9 protein-coding genes are annotated in these 16,187 nt (G+C 68.0%); 4 read left to right on the top strand and 5 right to left on the bottom strand.

Going from position 1 to position 16,187, the window contains the following annotated elements; translation table 11 throughout:
• Positions 1 to 138: 138 nt before the first annotated feature.
• Genes AC5P6A_RS17785 through AC5P6A_RS17775 form a run of 3 tightly spaced genes read right to left on the bottom strand, consistent with a single transcriptional unit; the run spans position 139 to position 2,779 of the window.
• Positions 139 to 1,470 (bottom strand): O-antigen ligase family protein, encoded by a 1,332-nt coding sequence (locus tag AC5P6A_RS17785; protein ID WP_346715173.1) that lies wholly within the window; start codon positions 1,468 to 1,470, stop codon positions 139 to 141.
• A complete protein-coding gene (locus AC5P6A_RS17780) occupies positions 1,451 to 2,566 on the bottom strand; it encodes a glycosyltransferase (RefSeq protein ID WP_346715172.1) in 1,116 nt (371 codons plus the stop codon). The genes AC5P6A_RS17785 and AC5P6A_RS17780 overlap by 20 nt, the downstream gene beginning before the upstream one ends.
• Before the next feature lie 15 nt (positions 2,567 to 2,581).
• Complete coding sequence (locus AC5P6A_RS17775) at positions 2,582 to 2,779, bottom strand: zinc-finger domain-containing protein (RefSeq protein WP_005410967.1); 198 nt, start codon at positions 2,777 to 2,779, stop codon at positions 2,582 to 2,584.
• A gap of 418 nt (positions 2,780 to 3,197) precedes the next feature.
• Between AC5P6A_RS17775 and AC5P6A_RS17770 the strand changes: the two genes are divergently transcribed.
• Complete coding sequence (locus AC5P6A_RS17770; RefSeq protein WP_346715171.1) at positions 3,198 to 6,542, top strand: GH92 family glycosyl hydrolase; 3,345 nt, start codon at positions 3,198 to 3,200, stop codon at positions 6,540 to 6,542.
• On the top strand, positions 6,539 to 7,282 hold the full coding sequence (locus tag AC5P6A_RS17765; protein ID WP_346469486.1) for a basic secretory protein-like protein: 744 nt from the start codon (positions 6,539 to 6,541) through the stop codon (positions 7,280 to 7,282). Before AC5P6A_RS17770 ends, AC5P6A_RS17765 begins: the two co-directional genes overlap by 4 nt.
• A gap of 442 nt (positions 7,283 to 7,724) precedes the next feature.
• Here the strand turns inward: AC5P6A_RS17765 and AC5P6A_RS17760 are convergent, their stop codons facing one another.
• On the bottom strand, positions 7,725 to 10,016 hold the full coding sequence (locus AC5P6A_RS17760) for an NADP-dependent malic enzyme (protein ID WP_021204353.1): 2,292 nt from the start codon (positions 10,014 to 10,016) through the stop codon (positions 7,725 to 7,727).
• A gap of 229 nt (positions 10,017 to 10,245) precedes the next feature.
• On the bottom strand, positions 10,246 to 11,589 hold the full coding sequence (locus AC5P6A_RS17755) for a dicarboxylate/amino acid:cation symporter (protein ID WP_021204354.1): 1,344 nt from the start codon (positions 11,587 to 11,589) through the stop codon (positions 10,246 to 10,248).
• 327 nt (positions 11,590 to 11,916) lie between these two features.
• Between AC5P6A_RS17755 and AC5P6A_RS17750 the strand changes: the two genes are divergently transcribed.
• Together AC5P6A_RS17750 and AC5P6A_RS17745 are read left to right on the top strand one after the other, a co-directional pair.
• A complete protein-coding gene (locus AC5P6A_RS17750; protein WP_111098062.1) occupies positions 11,917 to 13,086 on the top strand; it encodes an OprO/OprP family phosphate-selective porin in 1,170 nt (389 codons plus the stop codon).
• A gap of 66 nt (positions 13,087 to 13,152) precedes the next feature.
• Positions 13,153 to 15,795: a hybrid sensor histidine kinase/response regulator gene (locus AC5P6A_RS17745; RefSeq protein WP_346715169.1), complete on the top strand. Its 2,643-nt coding sequence runs from the start codon at positions 13,153 to 13,155 to the stop codon at positions 15,793 to 15,795.
• Positions 15,796 to 16,187 lie beyond the last annotated feature (392 nt).

Here is a 16,187-nt window from a genome sequence, read left to right as displayed (position 1 = left end):
AGCCCCATCCACGCATGGCGTGGATCTACTATGGCGACATGCGCCCAATGATCGTCCCATGCACGCCATGGCGTGGATCCACCGCGGCGACGTTCGTTCGGTACGTGCAGTAGAGCCACGCCATGCGTGGATGGACGATCACAGCAGCGGTGGCGCGTCGTCCGATTCCCGCGCCAGCAGGCTGCCGGCGAACAAGGCAGCGAGCAGCACGGTCAGGCCGCCCCAGAACGCGGAATAGAACGCCAGATGCGTGTTGAGCGGAAACACGGTGACCGCCAGCGCCAGCATCGCAGGGCGGGCCCGGTCACGCGCGGCCGTCGGTGCATAGCGCCAGGCCCGCCAAGCCTGGGCCACGGCTGCCAGCCACAGCAGCAGGCCGATCACCCCGGTTTCTGCCAGGATTTCCAGCACGATCTGATGCGCGTGCAGGGCGGGAGCATCCCCCCATACCGCCAGCCCCTCTTCGGCCACGCAGGCGGGATAGGCATCGCGGAAACCGCGTGCGCCGACGCCGTTGAACGGGTGTTCTTCGATCATGCAGACGGCGGCTTCCCAGATACGCGCGCGCCCCGACAGTGCCTCGTCGACACCGCGTTCGCTTCCATCCCACGCCATCGCGGTACGCGCAAGGCGTTCGCGCAGCTGCGGCACGCCCGCGGTGAGCACGCCGGCGCCCAGCACGCCGAGCAGCGCCAGCAGCAGCATCCGCTTCACACCGAACTGGCGCACGCCGCTGTAGGCCAGCACCAGCGCGAAGGTGATCCACGACGCGCGCGAGCCGGCCAGCAGCAGCACGCAGCCCAGCGCCGCCGCGGCCAGTACCCAACCCGGATTGCCAAAGCGACGCGCCAGCGGCAACAACAGGAACGGTGAGAGACTGGCCAGGACCTGGCCGAACTTCAGGTTGCACGGCCCGAGTGCGCCACTGAGGCGATCGACCACGGCCGCCTCAGTGGCCGGGCACAACGCGTGACCACTCACCGCAAGCTTCAGCTGCTCAAGCGACCAGAACCACGGGCTGGTTCCGGCCAGCGCCTGCACCAGCGCATCCAGCGTCCATGCGCCGGTGATCAGCGCCAGGCCGCCGAAGGTCAGCCGCCTGCGTCCCGGCGTGGCCACCGCGATCGCCACCAGCCACATGAAGGGCAGGTAGCGCAGGCCGGCAGCCGCCTTGGTCCACGAGGCCGAAGGGTCGATCGCATCGATGGCCGAAAACGCCTGCGGCAGCCAGTAGCCGAGGAACAGGATCGAGGTCAGCGCCCACGCCGCCGTGCTCAACAGGTGCGGGCGGCGCTGCAGCCGGCGCATCACCATGCGCGCGGCAGCATAGACCGCGCCAAGGCCCAGCACGGTTTCGGCAATGCCCGGCAGCGGCCACATCGCCACGTACGCCAGCACCCACCAGGGCGCCCAGCGCCCGGCACGGTCGTCGCGCACGATGGCAGCGGGGTCAGCCGGCGACATCGGCATAGAGGCGGAGGGTATCGCGCTGCATGGCCTGCAGAGTAAACGGGATGCGGGTCGGCAGGGACGGCGGCTGCGCCAGCAGGGCCAGCGCACGTTCACCCAGCGCGCGTGCGTCGCCGAGCGGCACCGCACCGCTGGGCTGCAGCTGCAGCAGCAGTTCGCCGACGCCACCGTGGTCCCAGCCCAGCACCGGGCGACCGACCGACAGCGCCTCAACCACGGTGCGGCCAAAGGCTTCCGGCTTGTCCGACAGCTGCAGCACCAGATCGCTGGCGGCGTAGGCCTGGGCGATGCGGACGGTAGGCGTGCTGATCTGTACGGCCTCGGCCACGCCCAGTGCCGCGGCCTGGCGGCGCAGGTCAGCCACGTAGGCCTCGCGCCCGGGTTCGTCGGTGCCCAGCATCCACAGCTGTGCCGGCACACCAGCTGCACGTACATCGGCGAGCAATTGCAGCGCATGGGCATGTCCCTTCAGCCGGGTGCCCCGCCCCGGCAGCAGCAGCAGCGGGCCCCCAACCTGCGCCAGCCACGGGTAGTCGGCTGCCAGCGCCAGTCGTGGCCGGCGGTCGGCGCGGGCCACGCGCGGAAACTGTGTGACATCGACGCCGCGCGGAATCACCTGCAGCTTCGCTTCGGGTACCGTCGGATAGTGCCGCTGCACGTAGTCGCGCACGGTGTTGGACACGCAGATCACGCGTTCACCGCTGGTCATCACCGCGCTGTAGCGACTGGGCGAATTCAACCCGTGCACGGTGGTTACCCAGTGCGGGCGCTGGGCGGCGGGCATGGCACGGATCGCGTACAGGCCCAGCCATGCCGGCAGCCGCGAACGGGCGTGCACGATGTCCGCGCCGACTTCAGCGAACAGGCGGCGCAGGGTCGGCAGGTGGCGCAGCGTCAGCAGCGATTTGCGGCCGATGTCGAGGGTGAGGTGCTCGGCACCGCTATCGAGCAGGGGCTGCACCAGGCGGCCACCGGCGGAGACCACCAGCGCACGATGGCCGGCAGCGACCAGGGCCGCAGCGATTTCCAGGGTCGAGCGCTCGACACCGCCGGAGTGCAGCGCCGGCAGCAACTGCACCACGGTCAATCGGCGCATCGAAGGGGCCGCCGTTTAGTCGGCCAGCACGAACACGGAACCGCAGTACGGGCACTGCGCTTCGCCGTTGGGCTCGTCTTCGATCGGCAGGTACACGCGCGGATGCGAGTTCCACAGCGCCATTTCCGGGGTCGGGCAGCTCAACGGCAGATCGCTGCGGTGCACGGTGTAGCGCTTCTCGGCGTTGGCGGGCGCGGTGGCGGTATGGCTCATGGCGGATTCGGTGAACGGGTTGCGAGGCCCGTGATTCTAGCATCTGGGCCGCAACGACATTGCCCCGCAACGCGCCTTTGCACGCCGCCGCCGATGCCTCGCATCTCCCCACCGCACGCCGGGCGGCGGCGACTCCGGGGATTTCGCGGTCGTTCCGGCAGGTTCGCTCGCCAGAATCGACTCCAGCGATATTTCCCGCATTTGGATCGAACTAAATGGCACTTGCCAGCGCGCGGCGGCTGTTGCAGGATCGGGCCAGGTCGCACCCCGACCCACCCAATCCAACCCGATCGCATGGCCCGCCCCCACCGGACCGGCATCGCCTCTTCCACTGCCAGCCTGGCGGGCGGAGCGATGCTGTCCGTGGTGTCCGCCGATGCGGGTTCGCCCGCCGCCAGCCCTTCCGGGAGACCCTTGCATGACCCTGTCCGATCCGCGCCGCGCCCTGCTTCCGCTCGCCCTGGCCCTGGCCTGTGCGACCACTGCGATGCCGGCGCGGGCGCAGGGGCTGCAGACCTCGTTCGAACCGGGCGAACCTGTACCGGCGCAGGCCACCGGTGCGCTACAGGTCACGATCGGCAATGGACCGGCCGCGCCCTACGCCGCCAAGCGCAACGCCGGCTACAGCGGCCTGCATGCGCTGCGCTACAGCAGCGAAGGCGGCAGCGCGCGGCGCGAACTGTTCAAGGCCGACCTGCCCATCGAGGCCGATACCACGCTGTCGTGGCTGGTGCTGCCGGAAATCGTCGGCAAGGACACCGTCGCCTCGACCTATGTATCGCTGGACCTGCTGCTGGACGATGGCAGCCGCGTTTCGGCCGGTGCGGCACGCGACCAGCATGGCGTGGCGATCGGCGCACGCGCGCAGGGCGAATCGAAGACGCTGTACCCGCAACAATGGGCCCGCAAGGCAGTGCGGCTGGGCGACGTGCCCACGCTGAAGGGCCGCCGCGTGGTGGCGATCGAGCTGGAGGTGGCCAGTGCCGAGGGCGCGCCGGTCTCTGGCTGGATTGATGACGTGCGCCTGGATGCCCAACCGCGCCAGCAGCCGCAGCGCGTCTCGGACTGGGTGCTGACCACACGCGGCACCCAGGCCAACGGAACGTTCTCGCGCGGCAACAACCTCCCGGCCACGGCGGTGCCGCACGGGTTCAACTTCTGGACCCCGGTGACCGACGCCGGCGCACTGAACTGGCTGTACCGCTGGAACGAACAGAACGATGCGCAGAACCGCCCGCAGCTGCAGGCGCTGGCACTGAGCCACCAGCCCAGCCCGTGGATGGGCGACCGCCAGACCTTCCAGGTGATGCCTTCGGCCAGCCGTGGCGCGCCGGACGCCGACCGCCGCAAACGCGCGCTGTCGTTCGACCGCCGCCACGAAAGCGCCCGCCCGTACCGTTACGACGTGCGCTTTGACAATGGCATCGCTGCCGCCATCGCGCCGACCGATCATGCCGCACTGTTCCGATTCGACTTCCCCGAGGGCGGCGACGCCAACCTGCTGTTCGACAATGTCGATGCGCGCGGTGGCCTGACCCTGGACGCCGCCACGCAGACGCTGTCCGGCTACACCGATACGCGCAGCGGCCTGTCCAACGGTGCCAGCCGCATGTACGTGGTGGCCAGCTTCGACAAGCCGTGGCGCAGCAGCGGCCGCCTCGACACCGGCCGCCCGACCGGCTACATCAAGTTCGACGCCGGCAGCGACCGGCGGGTGACGATGCGCATCGCCACCTCGCTGATCTCGGTCGAGCAGGCGCGGCACAACCTGGCACTGGAAATCAGCGCTGCCGATACGCTGGAGAGCGTGGCCAGCCGTGCGCAGGATGCATGGGACGCGCGCCTGGCCCGTTTCGACATCGGCAACGCCAGCGACGACCAGAAGACCACGCTGTACTCCAGCCTGTACCGGCTGTACCTGTACCCCAACTCCGGCCATGAAAACGTGGGCAGCGCGGCCCTACCCGACTGGCGCTACGCCAACCAGGCCAGCGCCAGCGATGACAACACCGATGGCAGCGCGACCCGCAGCTATGCGGCCGTGCGCGACGGCAAGGTCTTCGTCAACAACGGCTTCTGGGATACCTTCCGCACCACCTGGCCGGCCTATGCGCTGTTTACGCCCGACGATGCCGGCCAGCTGGTGCAAGGCTTCATCGAGCAGTACCGCGCCGGCGGCTGGATCGCGCGCTGGTCGTCGCCGGGCTACGCCGACCTGATGGTCGGCACCAGCTCGGACGTGGCCTTCGCCGATGCCTGGCTGAAGGGCATCGGCGGCTTCGATCCGGCCGAGGCCTACGCCGCCGCGCTGAAGAACGCGACCGTGGTCCCGCCCGACCGTCATGTCGGCCGCAAGGGCATGGACCGTTCGACCTTCCGTGGCTACGCCAGCGCGGACGTGCACGAAGGCATGTCATGGACGATGGAAGGCGCGCTCAATGACTTCGGCATCGCCAACATGGCCGATGCACTGGCCAAGCGCGCCACCACGCCGGCTGCACGCGAGCGCTACAGCACCGAGGCCGAGTACTTCCGCTATCGCGCCGCCAGCTACGCGACCATGTTCGACCCGGCCGCCGGCTTCTTCCAGGGCCGCAAGGCCGATGGCCGCTGGCGCGTGGACGCCAAGGATTACGACCCGCGCGTATGGGGCCACGACTACACCGAATCCAATGGCTGGACCTTCGCCTTCACCGCCGCCCACGATGGCGAAGGCCTGGCCGCGCTGTACGGTGGCCGCGACAAGCTGGCGGCGAAGCTGGATGCCTTCTTCGCCACGCCGGAAACCGCCGACCCGGCACTGGCCGGCTCCTATGGCGGCACCATCCACGAGATGACCGAAGCGCGCGACGTGCGCATGGGCATGTATGCGCACAGCAACCAGCCGGCACACCACATCCCGTGGATGTACCTGTACGCCGGGCAGCCGTGGAAGACCCAGCAGCATGTGCGCGAGATCCTGTCGCGGCTGTATGTGGGCAGTGAGATCGGCCAGGGCTATCCCGGTGACGAGGACAACGGCGAGACCTCGGCCTGGTACGTGCTGGCATCGCTGGGCCTGTACCCGCTGCGCATGGGTGCACCGGAGTACGTGATCGGCTCGCCAGCCTTCGAACATGCGCGCGTGGAACTGCAGGGTGGTGCCGTGCTGACCGTGAACGCGCCCAACAACTCGCGTGAGAACGTCTACGTGCAGTCGCTGACGATCAACGGCAAACCGTGGACGAAGACCTGGGTGCCGCACGAGCTGATCGCCAAGGGCGCGACCCTCGACTTCGTGATGGGCCCCCGTCCCTCGCGCTGGGGCAGTGGCGTGGATGATGTGCCGCGCTCGTTGACCTCACGCGGCCAGCGCCCGCAGCTGCTGCACGACCTGCTCGGCAGCGGCGCGAAGGCGACGTTGGCCGATGGCCGCGCCCTGCCCGCGCTGGTCGATGACGATGCCGGCACGACGGTGGGCCTGGGCGGCGGTGCAACCATCGCGCTGACCGGCCTGGCTGAGGGCACCCCGACGATGTACACGCTGACCAGCGGTGACAGCCGTATCCAGGGCGGTGAGTGGACACTGGAGGCGCGCAACGGCAGCGGCAGCTGGGCCGTGCTCGACCAGCGCAGCGGCGAAGACTTCGAATCCGCCCGCCAGACCCGTCCATTCCGCATTGCAAAACCCGGTCGCTACAGCGAATACCGCCTGCGCCTGGCGGCACCGGGACGACTGCCGCTGGCGGAGATCGAACTGCTGGCGGCCGGCACCGTACAATGAGCGGCATGCGCTTCCGTTTTCTGCCCTTGGCCCTTGTTGCCCTGTCCTTCTCCAGTTTCGGCCAGACCCAGGCGTTCGATACGCAGCTGACCCGCGACGGCGTGACGCTGAACTACCAGGACGCCCGTGGCGCCCTGGCCGCGCCGCAGCGCAAGCGGGTGATCGATACGTTCTTCTTCGCCTACCTGCGCGAACGTGCGGACTTCCACCCGGCCGCGCCGGCGATGGTGCGCATCGTGATCGACCCGGCCTACACCGGCATCGCCTTCGTCGGCGACAAGGACCAGGCCGCAACGATCACCATCAACCCGGGTTGGCTTGCGCAGCACCCCAACGACATCGACCTGGTCACCCATGAGGCCATGCACATCGTGCAGGGCTATCCGGGCTATGGCGACGCACGGGTGCCGGGTTGGCTGGTGGAGGGCATCGCCGACTACGCACGCGACCGCTACGGCATGGACAATGCCGCTGCGGGCTGGGCACTGCCGGGCAAGGTCGAGAAGGGGCAGAACTTCGACAGCGGCTACCGGGTCACCGGTGCGTTCCTGAAATGGGCCGACGCCGAACATCCGGGCCTGGTGCTGGCACTGGACAAGGCCCTGCGCGACGGCCGCTATGCACCGGCGCTGTGGCAGAAGCACACCGGCAAGGCACTGCCTGCGCTGTGGACGCAGTATGCCAAGCTGCGTTCGGATGCACCGCCGCCGGCACCAGCGCGCCGCGGCAAGCGGCGCTGAGCCCCAACGCACTTTACGTTCGCCGGGCATTGCCCGGCGCTACCGCATCGCGGCCTCAGCGCGACTGCACGAAGCCGGCGTACAGCGCGAACAACTGCTGGAAGTACCGCCGCGTCACTCGATTGCGCATGACACCCTCGCCCATGGAAAGTTGGTCGGGCCCAGGGTGGGGAGGCCGGTCCGGTCCCTTCCCACGGCCAGGCCGCGTGGGCGTATTGGGCCGCAGCGGCGTTGCAGGGAAATGACCGCCGGACTGCAATTCATCGGGTAGCGCCGGGCCATGCCCGGCGGAATGCGCCGGGCCATGCCCGGCGGAATGCGAGAAGCGCCGCGCTGCGCGCTCGCCGGGCATGGCCCGGCGCTACCCGATCCGGTTTCCGCTGGGCGGAAACGAAACGCGCCCCGAAGGGCGCGTTTCTGCAGATCGAAGCGGAACGAAGGCTTACGCCTTCTTTTCCGCTTCGATCTGCTTGCGGATCTGCGCATCGACCGCCGCAATGGCGGTCATGTTCAGGATCCGGCGCGAGGTCGCGCTGGTGGTCAGGATGTGCACCGGCTTGTTCACGCCCATCAGGATCGGGCCGATCGCCACGCCGTCGGTGAACACACGTACCAGGTTGTAGGCGATGTTGGCCGCTTCCAGGTTCGGCAGCACGAACAGATTGGCGCGGCCCTGCAGGGTCGAGCCCGGCAGCAGCTTCTGGCGCAGCGCTTCATCCCATGCGGTGTCGCCCTGCATTTCGCCATCCACGTTCAGGCGTGGGTTGCGCTTGAGCAGCAGCTCGCGCACCTGGCGCATCTTCAGTGCATCCTTCGAATCGTGGCTGCCGAAGTTGGAGTGCGACAGCAGCGCCACCTTCGGCTCGATGCCGAACAGTTTCATGCGGTACGCCGCCTGCAGGGTTGCTTCGCACAGCTGCTCGGCGGTCGGGTCTTCCTGCACGTGGGTATCGACGAAGAAGAACACGCCCTGCTGGTTGATCACGCCGGTCATCGCCGAGGTCGAGGTGACCTTCGGCTCCAGCGGCAGCACGCTGCGCACGTAGCCCAGCTTCTTGTGGAAGCGGCCGACGATGCCGGTCAGCATCGCATCGGCTTCGCCACGGGCCACCATCACCGCTGCGATCAGGGTCGGGCGCGAACGCATCAGGTTCTTCGCCGCGGCCACGGTCACGCCACGGCGGCCGGTCAGGCCGTGGTAGTACTGCCAGTATTCGTTGAAGCGCGGGTCGTCGTTGATGTTGGTGACTTCAACGTTCTCGCCGATCTTCAGGCGCAGGCCGAGGCGCTCGATGCGCGACTCGATCACTTCCGGGCGGCCGATCAGGATCGGATGCGCCAGGCCGTCATCGACCACGTTCTGCACCGCCTGCAGCACCACTTCCTCTTCGCCCTCGGCGTACACCACGCGCTGCTTGTCGCTGCGCGCGCGATCGTACACCGGCTTCATCATCAGGCTGGTGCGGTAGACGAACTGGGCCAGCTTGTCGCGGTAGGCGCCCATGTCCTCGATCGGGCGCGAAGCCACGCCCGAGTCCATCGCGGCCTGGGCCACGGCCGCCGACAGCTCCACCAGCAGGCGGCGGTCAAACGGACGCGGGATCAGGTATTCACGGCCGAAGCTCGGGGTCTCGCCGCCATAGGCCGAGCCCATGTCGGTGGCCGCGCGGCGCGCCAGCGCGGCGATGGCACGCACGCAGGCGATCTTCATTTCCTCGTTGATCGCAGTCGCGCCCACGTCCAACGCACCACGGAACAGGTACGGGAAGCACAGCACGTTGTTGACCTGGTTCGGGTAGTCCGAGCGGCCGGTGCCGATGATCGCGTCCGGACGGGCGGCGCGCGCCACCTCCGGCATGATTTCCGGAGTCGGGTTGGCCAGCGCGAAGATCACCGGATCCGGGGCCATGGTCTTGACCATCTCGGCGGTCAGGATGCCCGGTGCCGACAGCCCCAGGAAGATGTCCGCGCCGTCGACGATCTCGGCCAGGGTGCGCTTGTCGGTATCGCGCGCATAGCGCTGCTTTTCCGGGTCCAGGTCGGTACGGCCGGTGTGGATCACACCCTCGCGGTCGAAGGCCAGGATGTTTTCCGGCTTCAGGCCCAGCTGCACCAGCATGTTCACGCAGGAAATGCCGGCGGCGCCCATGCCCGTGGTCGCCAGCTTCACGTCCTCGATCTTCTTGCCGGTGATCGCCATGGCGTTGAGCACCGCTGCGCCGACGATGATCGCCGTGCCGTGCTGGTCGTCATGGAACACCGGGATCTTCATGCGCTCGCGCAGCTTGCGCTCGACCACGAAGCACTCCGGCGCCTTGATGTCTTCCAGGTTGATGCCGCCGAAGGTCGGCTCCAGCGAGGCGATGATGTCGACCAGCTTGTCCGGGTCGGTTTCATCCACTTCGATGTCGAATACATCGATGCCGGCGAACTTCTGGAACAGCACGCCCTTGCCTTCCATCACCGGCTTGCCGGCCAGCGCGCCGATGTTGCCCAGGCCCAGCACCGCGGTGCCGTTGGAGATCACCGCCACCAGGTTGCCGCGGGCGGTCAGCTCGCTGGCCTGCTGCGGGTCGGCCTTGATCGCTTCACAGGCATACGCCACGCCCGGCGAATACGCCAGCGACAGGTCGCGCTGCGTCAGCATGGGCTTGGTAGCGGAAACCTTGATCTTTCCCGGCGGGGACATCCGGTGGTAATCGAGGGCGGCCTGTTTGAAATCTTCGTTGGACATCGATGTGGGTTACATGAATGGGCAGAAGGGACAGGGGATCATACCCCCGTTGGAGCGTCTGGACCTGTCGCTATCCTGTCGCAGCCATGCTGCGACCGCACAATTCCGTGCCGTATGCGGCGGGGCCCCAGACCAGCATCGGCGTTGCCCATGACAGTCATGGGACGCCTTGAAACGCCGCGGGGCCGTACCACTGTCGTGGCCGGCCCCGCGGTACCACACACCTGGATCAGCCCTTGGCCGGCAGCGCCTCGGGCAGCGCATCGACCGGCGGCGGCAGTTCGCTCTCGCGGCCGTCCAGCGCCAGCTGCAGGCGGTTGCGGTCCAGCGCGCCTTCCCAGCGCGAGACCACCACGGTGGCCACCGCATTGCCGATGAAATTGGTCAGCGAGCGGCATTCGCTCATGAAGCGGTCCACGCCCAGGATCAGCGCCATGCCGGCCACCGGCACCTCCGGCACCACGGCCAGGGTGGCGGCCAGGGTGATGAAACCGGCGCCGGTGACACCGGCCGCGCCCTTGGAGCTGAGCATCGCGACCAGCAGCAGGGCGATCTGGTGGCCCAGGGTCAGTTCGGTGTTGGTGGCCTGGGCGATGAACAGTGCCGCCAGGGTCATGTAGATGTTGGTGCCGTCCAGGTTGAACGAGTAGCCGGTCGGGACCACCAGGCCCACCACCGACTTGCTGCAGCCGGCGCGTTCCATCTTCTCCATCAGCGACGGCAGCGCCGACTCCGACGAAGAGGTGCCCAGCACCAGCAGCAGCTCGGCCTTCAGGTAGCGCGCCAGCTTGAACACCGAGAAGCCACACAGTCGGCAGACCAGGCCCAGGATCACCGCCACGAACAGGAAGGCGGTGAGGTAGAACGAGCCCACCAGCCAGGCCAGGTTGATCAGTGAGCCGACGCCATACTTGCCGATGGTGAAGGCGATCGCGCCGAAGGCACCGATCGGGGCGGCCTTCATCAGGATGTGCACCAGCTTGAACACCGGGGCGACCAGCGCCTCCAGGAAGTTCACGATCGGCCTGCCTTTCTCGCCCACCGAGGCCAGCGCGATGCCGAACAGCACCGCGATGAACAACACCTGCAGGATGTTGCCATCGACGAAGGCGCTCACCAGCGTCTTCGGGATGATGTCCATCAGGAAGCCGACCAGGGTCAGGTCATGCGACTTTTCGACGTAGCTGTGCACCGCGGTCTGGTCCAGCTCGGCCGGGTTGATGTTCATGCCGGCGCCGGGCTGCACCACGTGCGCCACGATCATGCCGACGATCAGCGCCAGCGTGGAGAAGAACAGGAAGTACGCCATCGCCTTGGCAAACACCCGGCCCACCGTGCGCAGGTGGGTCATGCCGGCGATGCCGGTGACGATGGTCAGGAAGATCACCGGTGCGATGATCATCTTCACCAGGTTGATGAAGGCATCGCCCAGCGGCTTCATCTTTTCGCCCACCAACGGTTCGTAGTGGCCGAGGATGGCGCCGAGGACGATCGCCACGATCACCTGGAAGTACAGCTGGCGATAGATCGGCAACGGCTTTGCAGGCGCCGGGGCTGCGGTCGGGATGTGCATGGCGGACTCCGGAAGGGGCGTTTTCAGGCACGTACGGCCCCGGGACTGCACGGGAACCGCTACCGTGGAAACTGATCGCCCTGTGCTGCACGCGCAGGAGGTGCGACCAATGGACGCCTTTGTACGCGCTGGGCACGTCGGCGCAGATAACCTATTGGTACTAGCCCCCCGGTTCAGGTGGCGCAGGTGCCTACACTGGCGCCACACCGCCCAGACACGGGAAGGCCGGTGGCCCGGGCTAACGGCCGGGCGCGTCCTTGCGAAAGTTTCGGCCCCTGCGGCCGTTGTTGTCCTGTCCACACGCAATCCGAGAGAGCCGCACCCAACATGCGCCCGAATCCCACCTTGCTGGCCCTGTCGCTGGCCGCCCTTCCCGCCTTCGCCTCGGCCGCCGATTTCGACAACTGGCCGACCAAGTACGCCTTCGGCGACGGCACCGAACTGGCCGCTACCGCCAACATCGCCTACGACTACAACGATTTCTCCTCGGGCAGTGGCCTGGAGGATGACGACGCGGTGCGTCGCAAGGAGTTCGGTGCGACGCTGAAGAAGAAGGGCGTTTACGACGCGATGGTCTACTACGACTTCCAGTCCGATACCTGGCTGGACGTGTTCGTGCGCTTTGAAAGCAAGGCCTTCTTCGGCCGCGACATCGGCCGCTTCCGCTTCGGCTACATGAAGACCCCGGTCGGCCTGGACGCGAACACCTCTTCGCGCGCCGGCAGCTTCTTGGAAACCGCGCTGCCCGTGCAGGCCTTCTACGCCGGCCGCCGCACCGGCGTGGAATGGGTGCTGGAGCGCCCGCAGTACCTGCTGCAGGCCGGCGCCTATGGCGGCAAGGACCTGCAGGGTGACAACCCCGGCACCACCCAGGCCGTGCGTGCGGTGTGGACCCCGGTGAAGGCGCCGGGTGACGTGATTCACCTGGGCCTGGCCTATTCGCAGGAGAATCCGCGCGGCTACAGCGATGGCCGTGACGTGCACCACGAGGCCAGCGCGCGCCTGCGTGCACGCCCGGAAGCCGGCCTGACCGACATCCGCTATGTCGATTCCGGCGCGCTGGTCACCGCCGACCAGATCCGCCGCACCGGCCTGGAAGGCATCTGGATCCGCGGCCCGTTCTCGCTACAGGCCGAAGCCCTGCGCGCCACGGTCACCCGCCATGACGGCAAGCCCGACTACACCGGCAGCGGCCAGTACGCGATGGCCAGCTGGGTGCTGACCGGCGAGTCGCGCCCGTACAACGCAGGTGCCGTGGCCAACATCAAGCCGGCGCACGACTACGGCGCGGTGGAACTGGTGGCCCGTTACAGCCGCTTGGACCTGGACGATGGCAGCATCCTTGGTGGCCGCCAGCACGACCTGACCCTGGGCGCGAACTGGTACCTGACCAGCCACTTCAAGTTCCAGGCCAACTATGTGAAGGTCGACGCCAGCCGTCGCGGTGTGCACAGCACGCCAGAGATCTTCGAACTGCGCGCGCAGATGCACTTCTGACCCCTTCCACGTCAGACCCCGGCGGGCGTGCACGTCACGCCCGCCGGCCCTGCGTAGACTGCCGCCATGTACCGGCTCAGCCGCCACCGGATGCTGTTGCTGACCCTCCTGGTGATGGTCGGTGGCACCGTGCTGTGTGCGGTCGCCGCCGGCCACTACGCCTGGCGGCGCGCCCTCGGCGAGGAAAGCAGCCAGGTGCAACGCCAGCTGCAGCTGTACGGCCAGGGCCTGCAGCAGCGCATCGACCGCTTCGGCACGTTGCCACAGGTACTGGCGCTGGATCCGGATCTGCTGCACGCCCTGCGTGTGCCGCCCTCGCCCACCGAACAGCAGCGGCTGAACCTCAAGCTGCAACGCGCCAATGAAGTCACCCGTGCCTCGACCCTGACCCTGGTCGGCCATGACGGCGTGGCAGTGGCGGCCAGCAACTGGGACCAGCCGACCAGCAACGTCGGCGAGAACTACAGCTACCGCCCCTACTACCGGCAGGCACTGGCGCAGGGCCGTGGCCGCTTCTACGGCATCGGCATGACCACCGGCGTACCCGGCTACTACCTGTCGCAGGCCATCGAGGAAGGTGGCAAGCGGCTCGGCGTGGTGGTGATCAAGGTCGAGCTGTCGGCGCTGGAACAGGAATGGTTGAGCAGCCCGGACGTGGTGCTGGCCAGCGACGACCATGACGTGGTGTTCCTGGCCAACCGTGACAGCTGGCGCTACCGCCTGCTGCGCCCGCTGGGCGCCGATGAGCGCCGCGAAATGCTGGACGCCCGCCAATACGCCGACCGCGCGTTGCAGCCATTGCGCGCGCGTACTGAAGACGTGCTTGCCGATGGTGGCCGCATGGTGCGCCTGCTCGATCCCGCACTGCCGCAGCCGATGCTGTGGCAAAGCCTGCCGCTGCCCGCCGAAGGCTGGAACCTGCATCTGCTGCACGACGCCAGCGCCGCCACCGCCGCCGGTCGCGCGGCCGCACTCACCGGCGGTGCTGCGTGGCTGGCGCTGGGCTTCCTGGTGCTGTTCGTGCAGCAGCGCCGACGCCTGGCCAAGCATCGCCTGCGCAGCCGCCGCGAACTGGAAACCCTGCTCAAGCAGCACGCACAGGAACTGCGCACCGCACAGGATGGCCTGCTGCAGGCGGCCACCGACGCCGACAGCGGACTCAGCCGCAGCCTCGAACACCTGCCGCAGGGCGTGGTGGTGATCGACCGCGAACTGCGCCTGGTCGCGTGGAATTCGCGCTATCTGGAACTGTTCCGGTTCCCGGCAGACCTGGTCCGCGTGGGCCGGCCGATCGAGGAACTGTTCCGCTTCAACGCACGCCGTGGCCTGCTCGGTCCGGGCCCCGTCGATGAAGCAATCGAGCGTCGCCTGAACCACCTGCGCAGCGGCCGCCCGCACATGCGCGAGAGCGAGAAGGACGACGGCACGGTGCTGGAGATCCGTGGCAATCCGCTGCCTGACGGCGGCTTCGTCACCAGCTATGCCGACATCACCAGCTACAAGAACGCCGCGCGCGAACTGCGCTCCCTGGCCGATGCGCTGGAACACCGCATCGCCGAACGCACCCGCGACCTGGACGAAGCACGCCGCGAAGCCGAGCAGGCCAACCGCTACAAGACCCGTTTCGTTGCCTCGGCCGTGCACGACCTGCTGCAGCCCCTCAACGCGGCGCGCATGTTCGTCTCGGTGCTGCGCGGCAAGCTGAGTGACCCGGCGCAGCAACAGACCAGCGACCACATCGATGCTGCATTGGCCGCGCAGGATGCGATCCTCAACAGCCTGCTGGATATCGCGCGCCTGGAATCGGGCAGCCTGCCCACGCGCGTACAGGCGTTCCGGCTCGGGCCTTTGCTGCAGACGCTGGCACGCGAGTTCGGCATCGCCGCGCAGTCACGTGGGCTGGTGGTCGACTGGGTCGATACCGCTGCGGTGGTGGTCAGCGATGAAGCGCTGCTGCGCCGCATCCTGCAGAACTTCCTGTCCAACGCACTGCGCTACAGCGAACGTGGCCGCGTGCTGCTCGGCTGCCGTCGCCGCGAAGGCCTGCTGTGGATCGAAGTTCACGACCAGGGCCCCGGCATTCCCGATGCGCTGCAGGGCGAGATCTTCGAGGAGTTCCGCCGCCTGCACGACGGCCAGCAGCGCGGCGCCGGCCTTGGCCTGGCGATCGTCGACCGCATCGGTCGGCTGCTCGGCCACCCGATCCGCCTGCGCTCGCAGCTGGGCCAGGGCAGCGTGTTCGCGGTGGGCGTGCCGTTCGGCGAAGCCAGCGCGATTCCCGCTACTGCTCCTGTGCCGGTGCTGATGCAGGAACCGGCCGCGGACAACCCGCTTCGCGGTCGCCGGGTGTGGGTGATCGACGACGATCCGCACGTCTGCGCCGCCAGCCGCGCGCTGCTGGAGCGCTGGGGCTGCGAGGTGGCGCTGGCCGACGGCCCGCAGGCGGCGCTGCAGCTGGCGGCAACAGGCGCGGTGCCAGAGCTGGTGCTGCTGGATGTGCGCATGGGTGACCACCATGGCCCGGTGCTGTACGAGACATTGGCAGAGCTGTGGCAGGCCCGTCCGCCGGTGGTGCTGGTCACCGCCGAGCGCGATGCGGGATTGCGTGAGATGGCTGCCGAACGCGGTTGGGGAATGATGGCCAAGCCGGTGAAGCCGCCGGCGCTGCGGGCGCTGATGAGTCAGTTGCTGATCCGGCATCGCGGGTAGTTTCCAGCCAACGGCGCAGCCCCTCGTGGGTGGTGTCTGGTTGGTCGTGGAAAGCAAAAGCCGTGGGTGGGCCGGTCGGGCTGGGTGCGCGGGGGACGCCGTGAATCCGTCCCTGGAGGCTTGGCAGCCGCATCCATGCGGCTGACACCCCCGCGCACCCAACCCGACCGGCCTCCGACAGATTTCGGTGGCCTGCACCCACGAAGAAGAAAATAAGATCAAAAGCGGGTCGCGCGCTGCGGTTGCTCGTGTAGAGCCGAGCCCATGCTCGGCTTCACGGACCGTCCAGAAAGCAGCCGAGCGTGGGCTCGGCTCTACAAAAAGCAGCCTGTCAGGCTGTCTTTGCTTTTGATCTTCTTTTCTCTTCCGCGGGTGGACGCGCACGGAACCTG

Source organism: Stenotrophomonas sp. YJH_SMC_20 (assembly GCF_059367845.1).
Note: the sequence above shows the minus strand (reverse complement) of the source record. Positions and strands in the feature narration are given on the sequence as shown.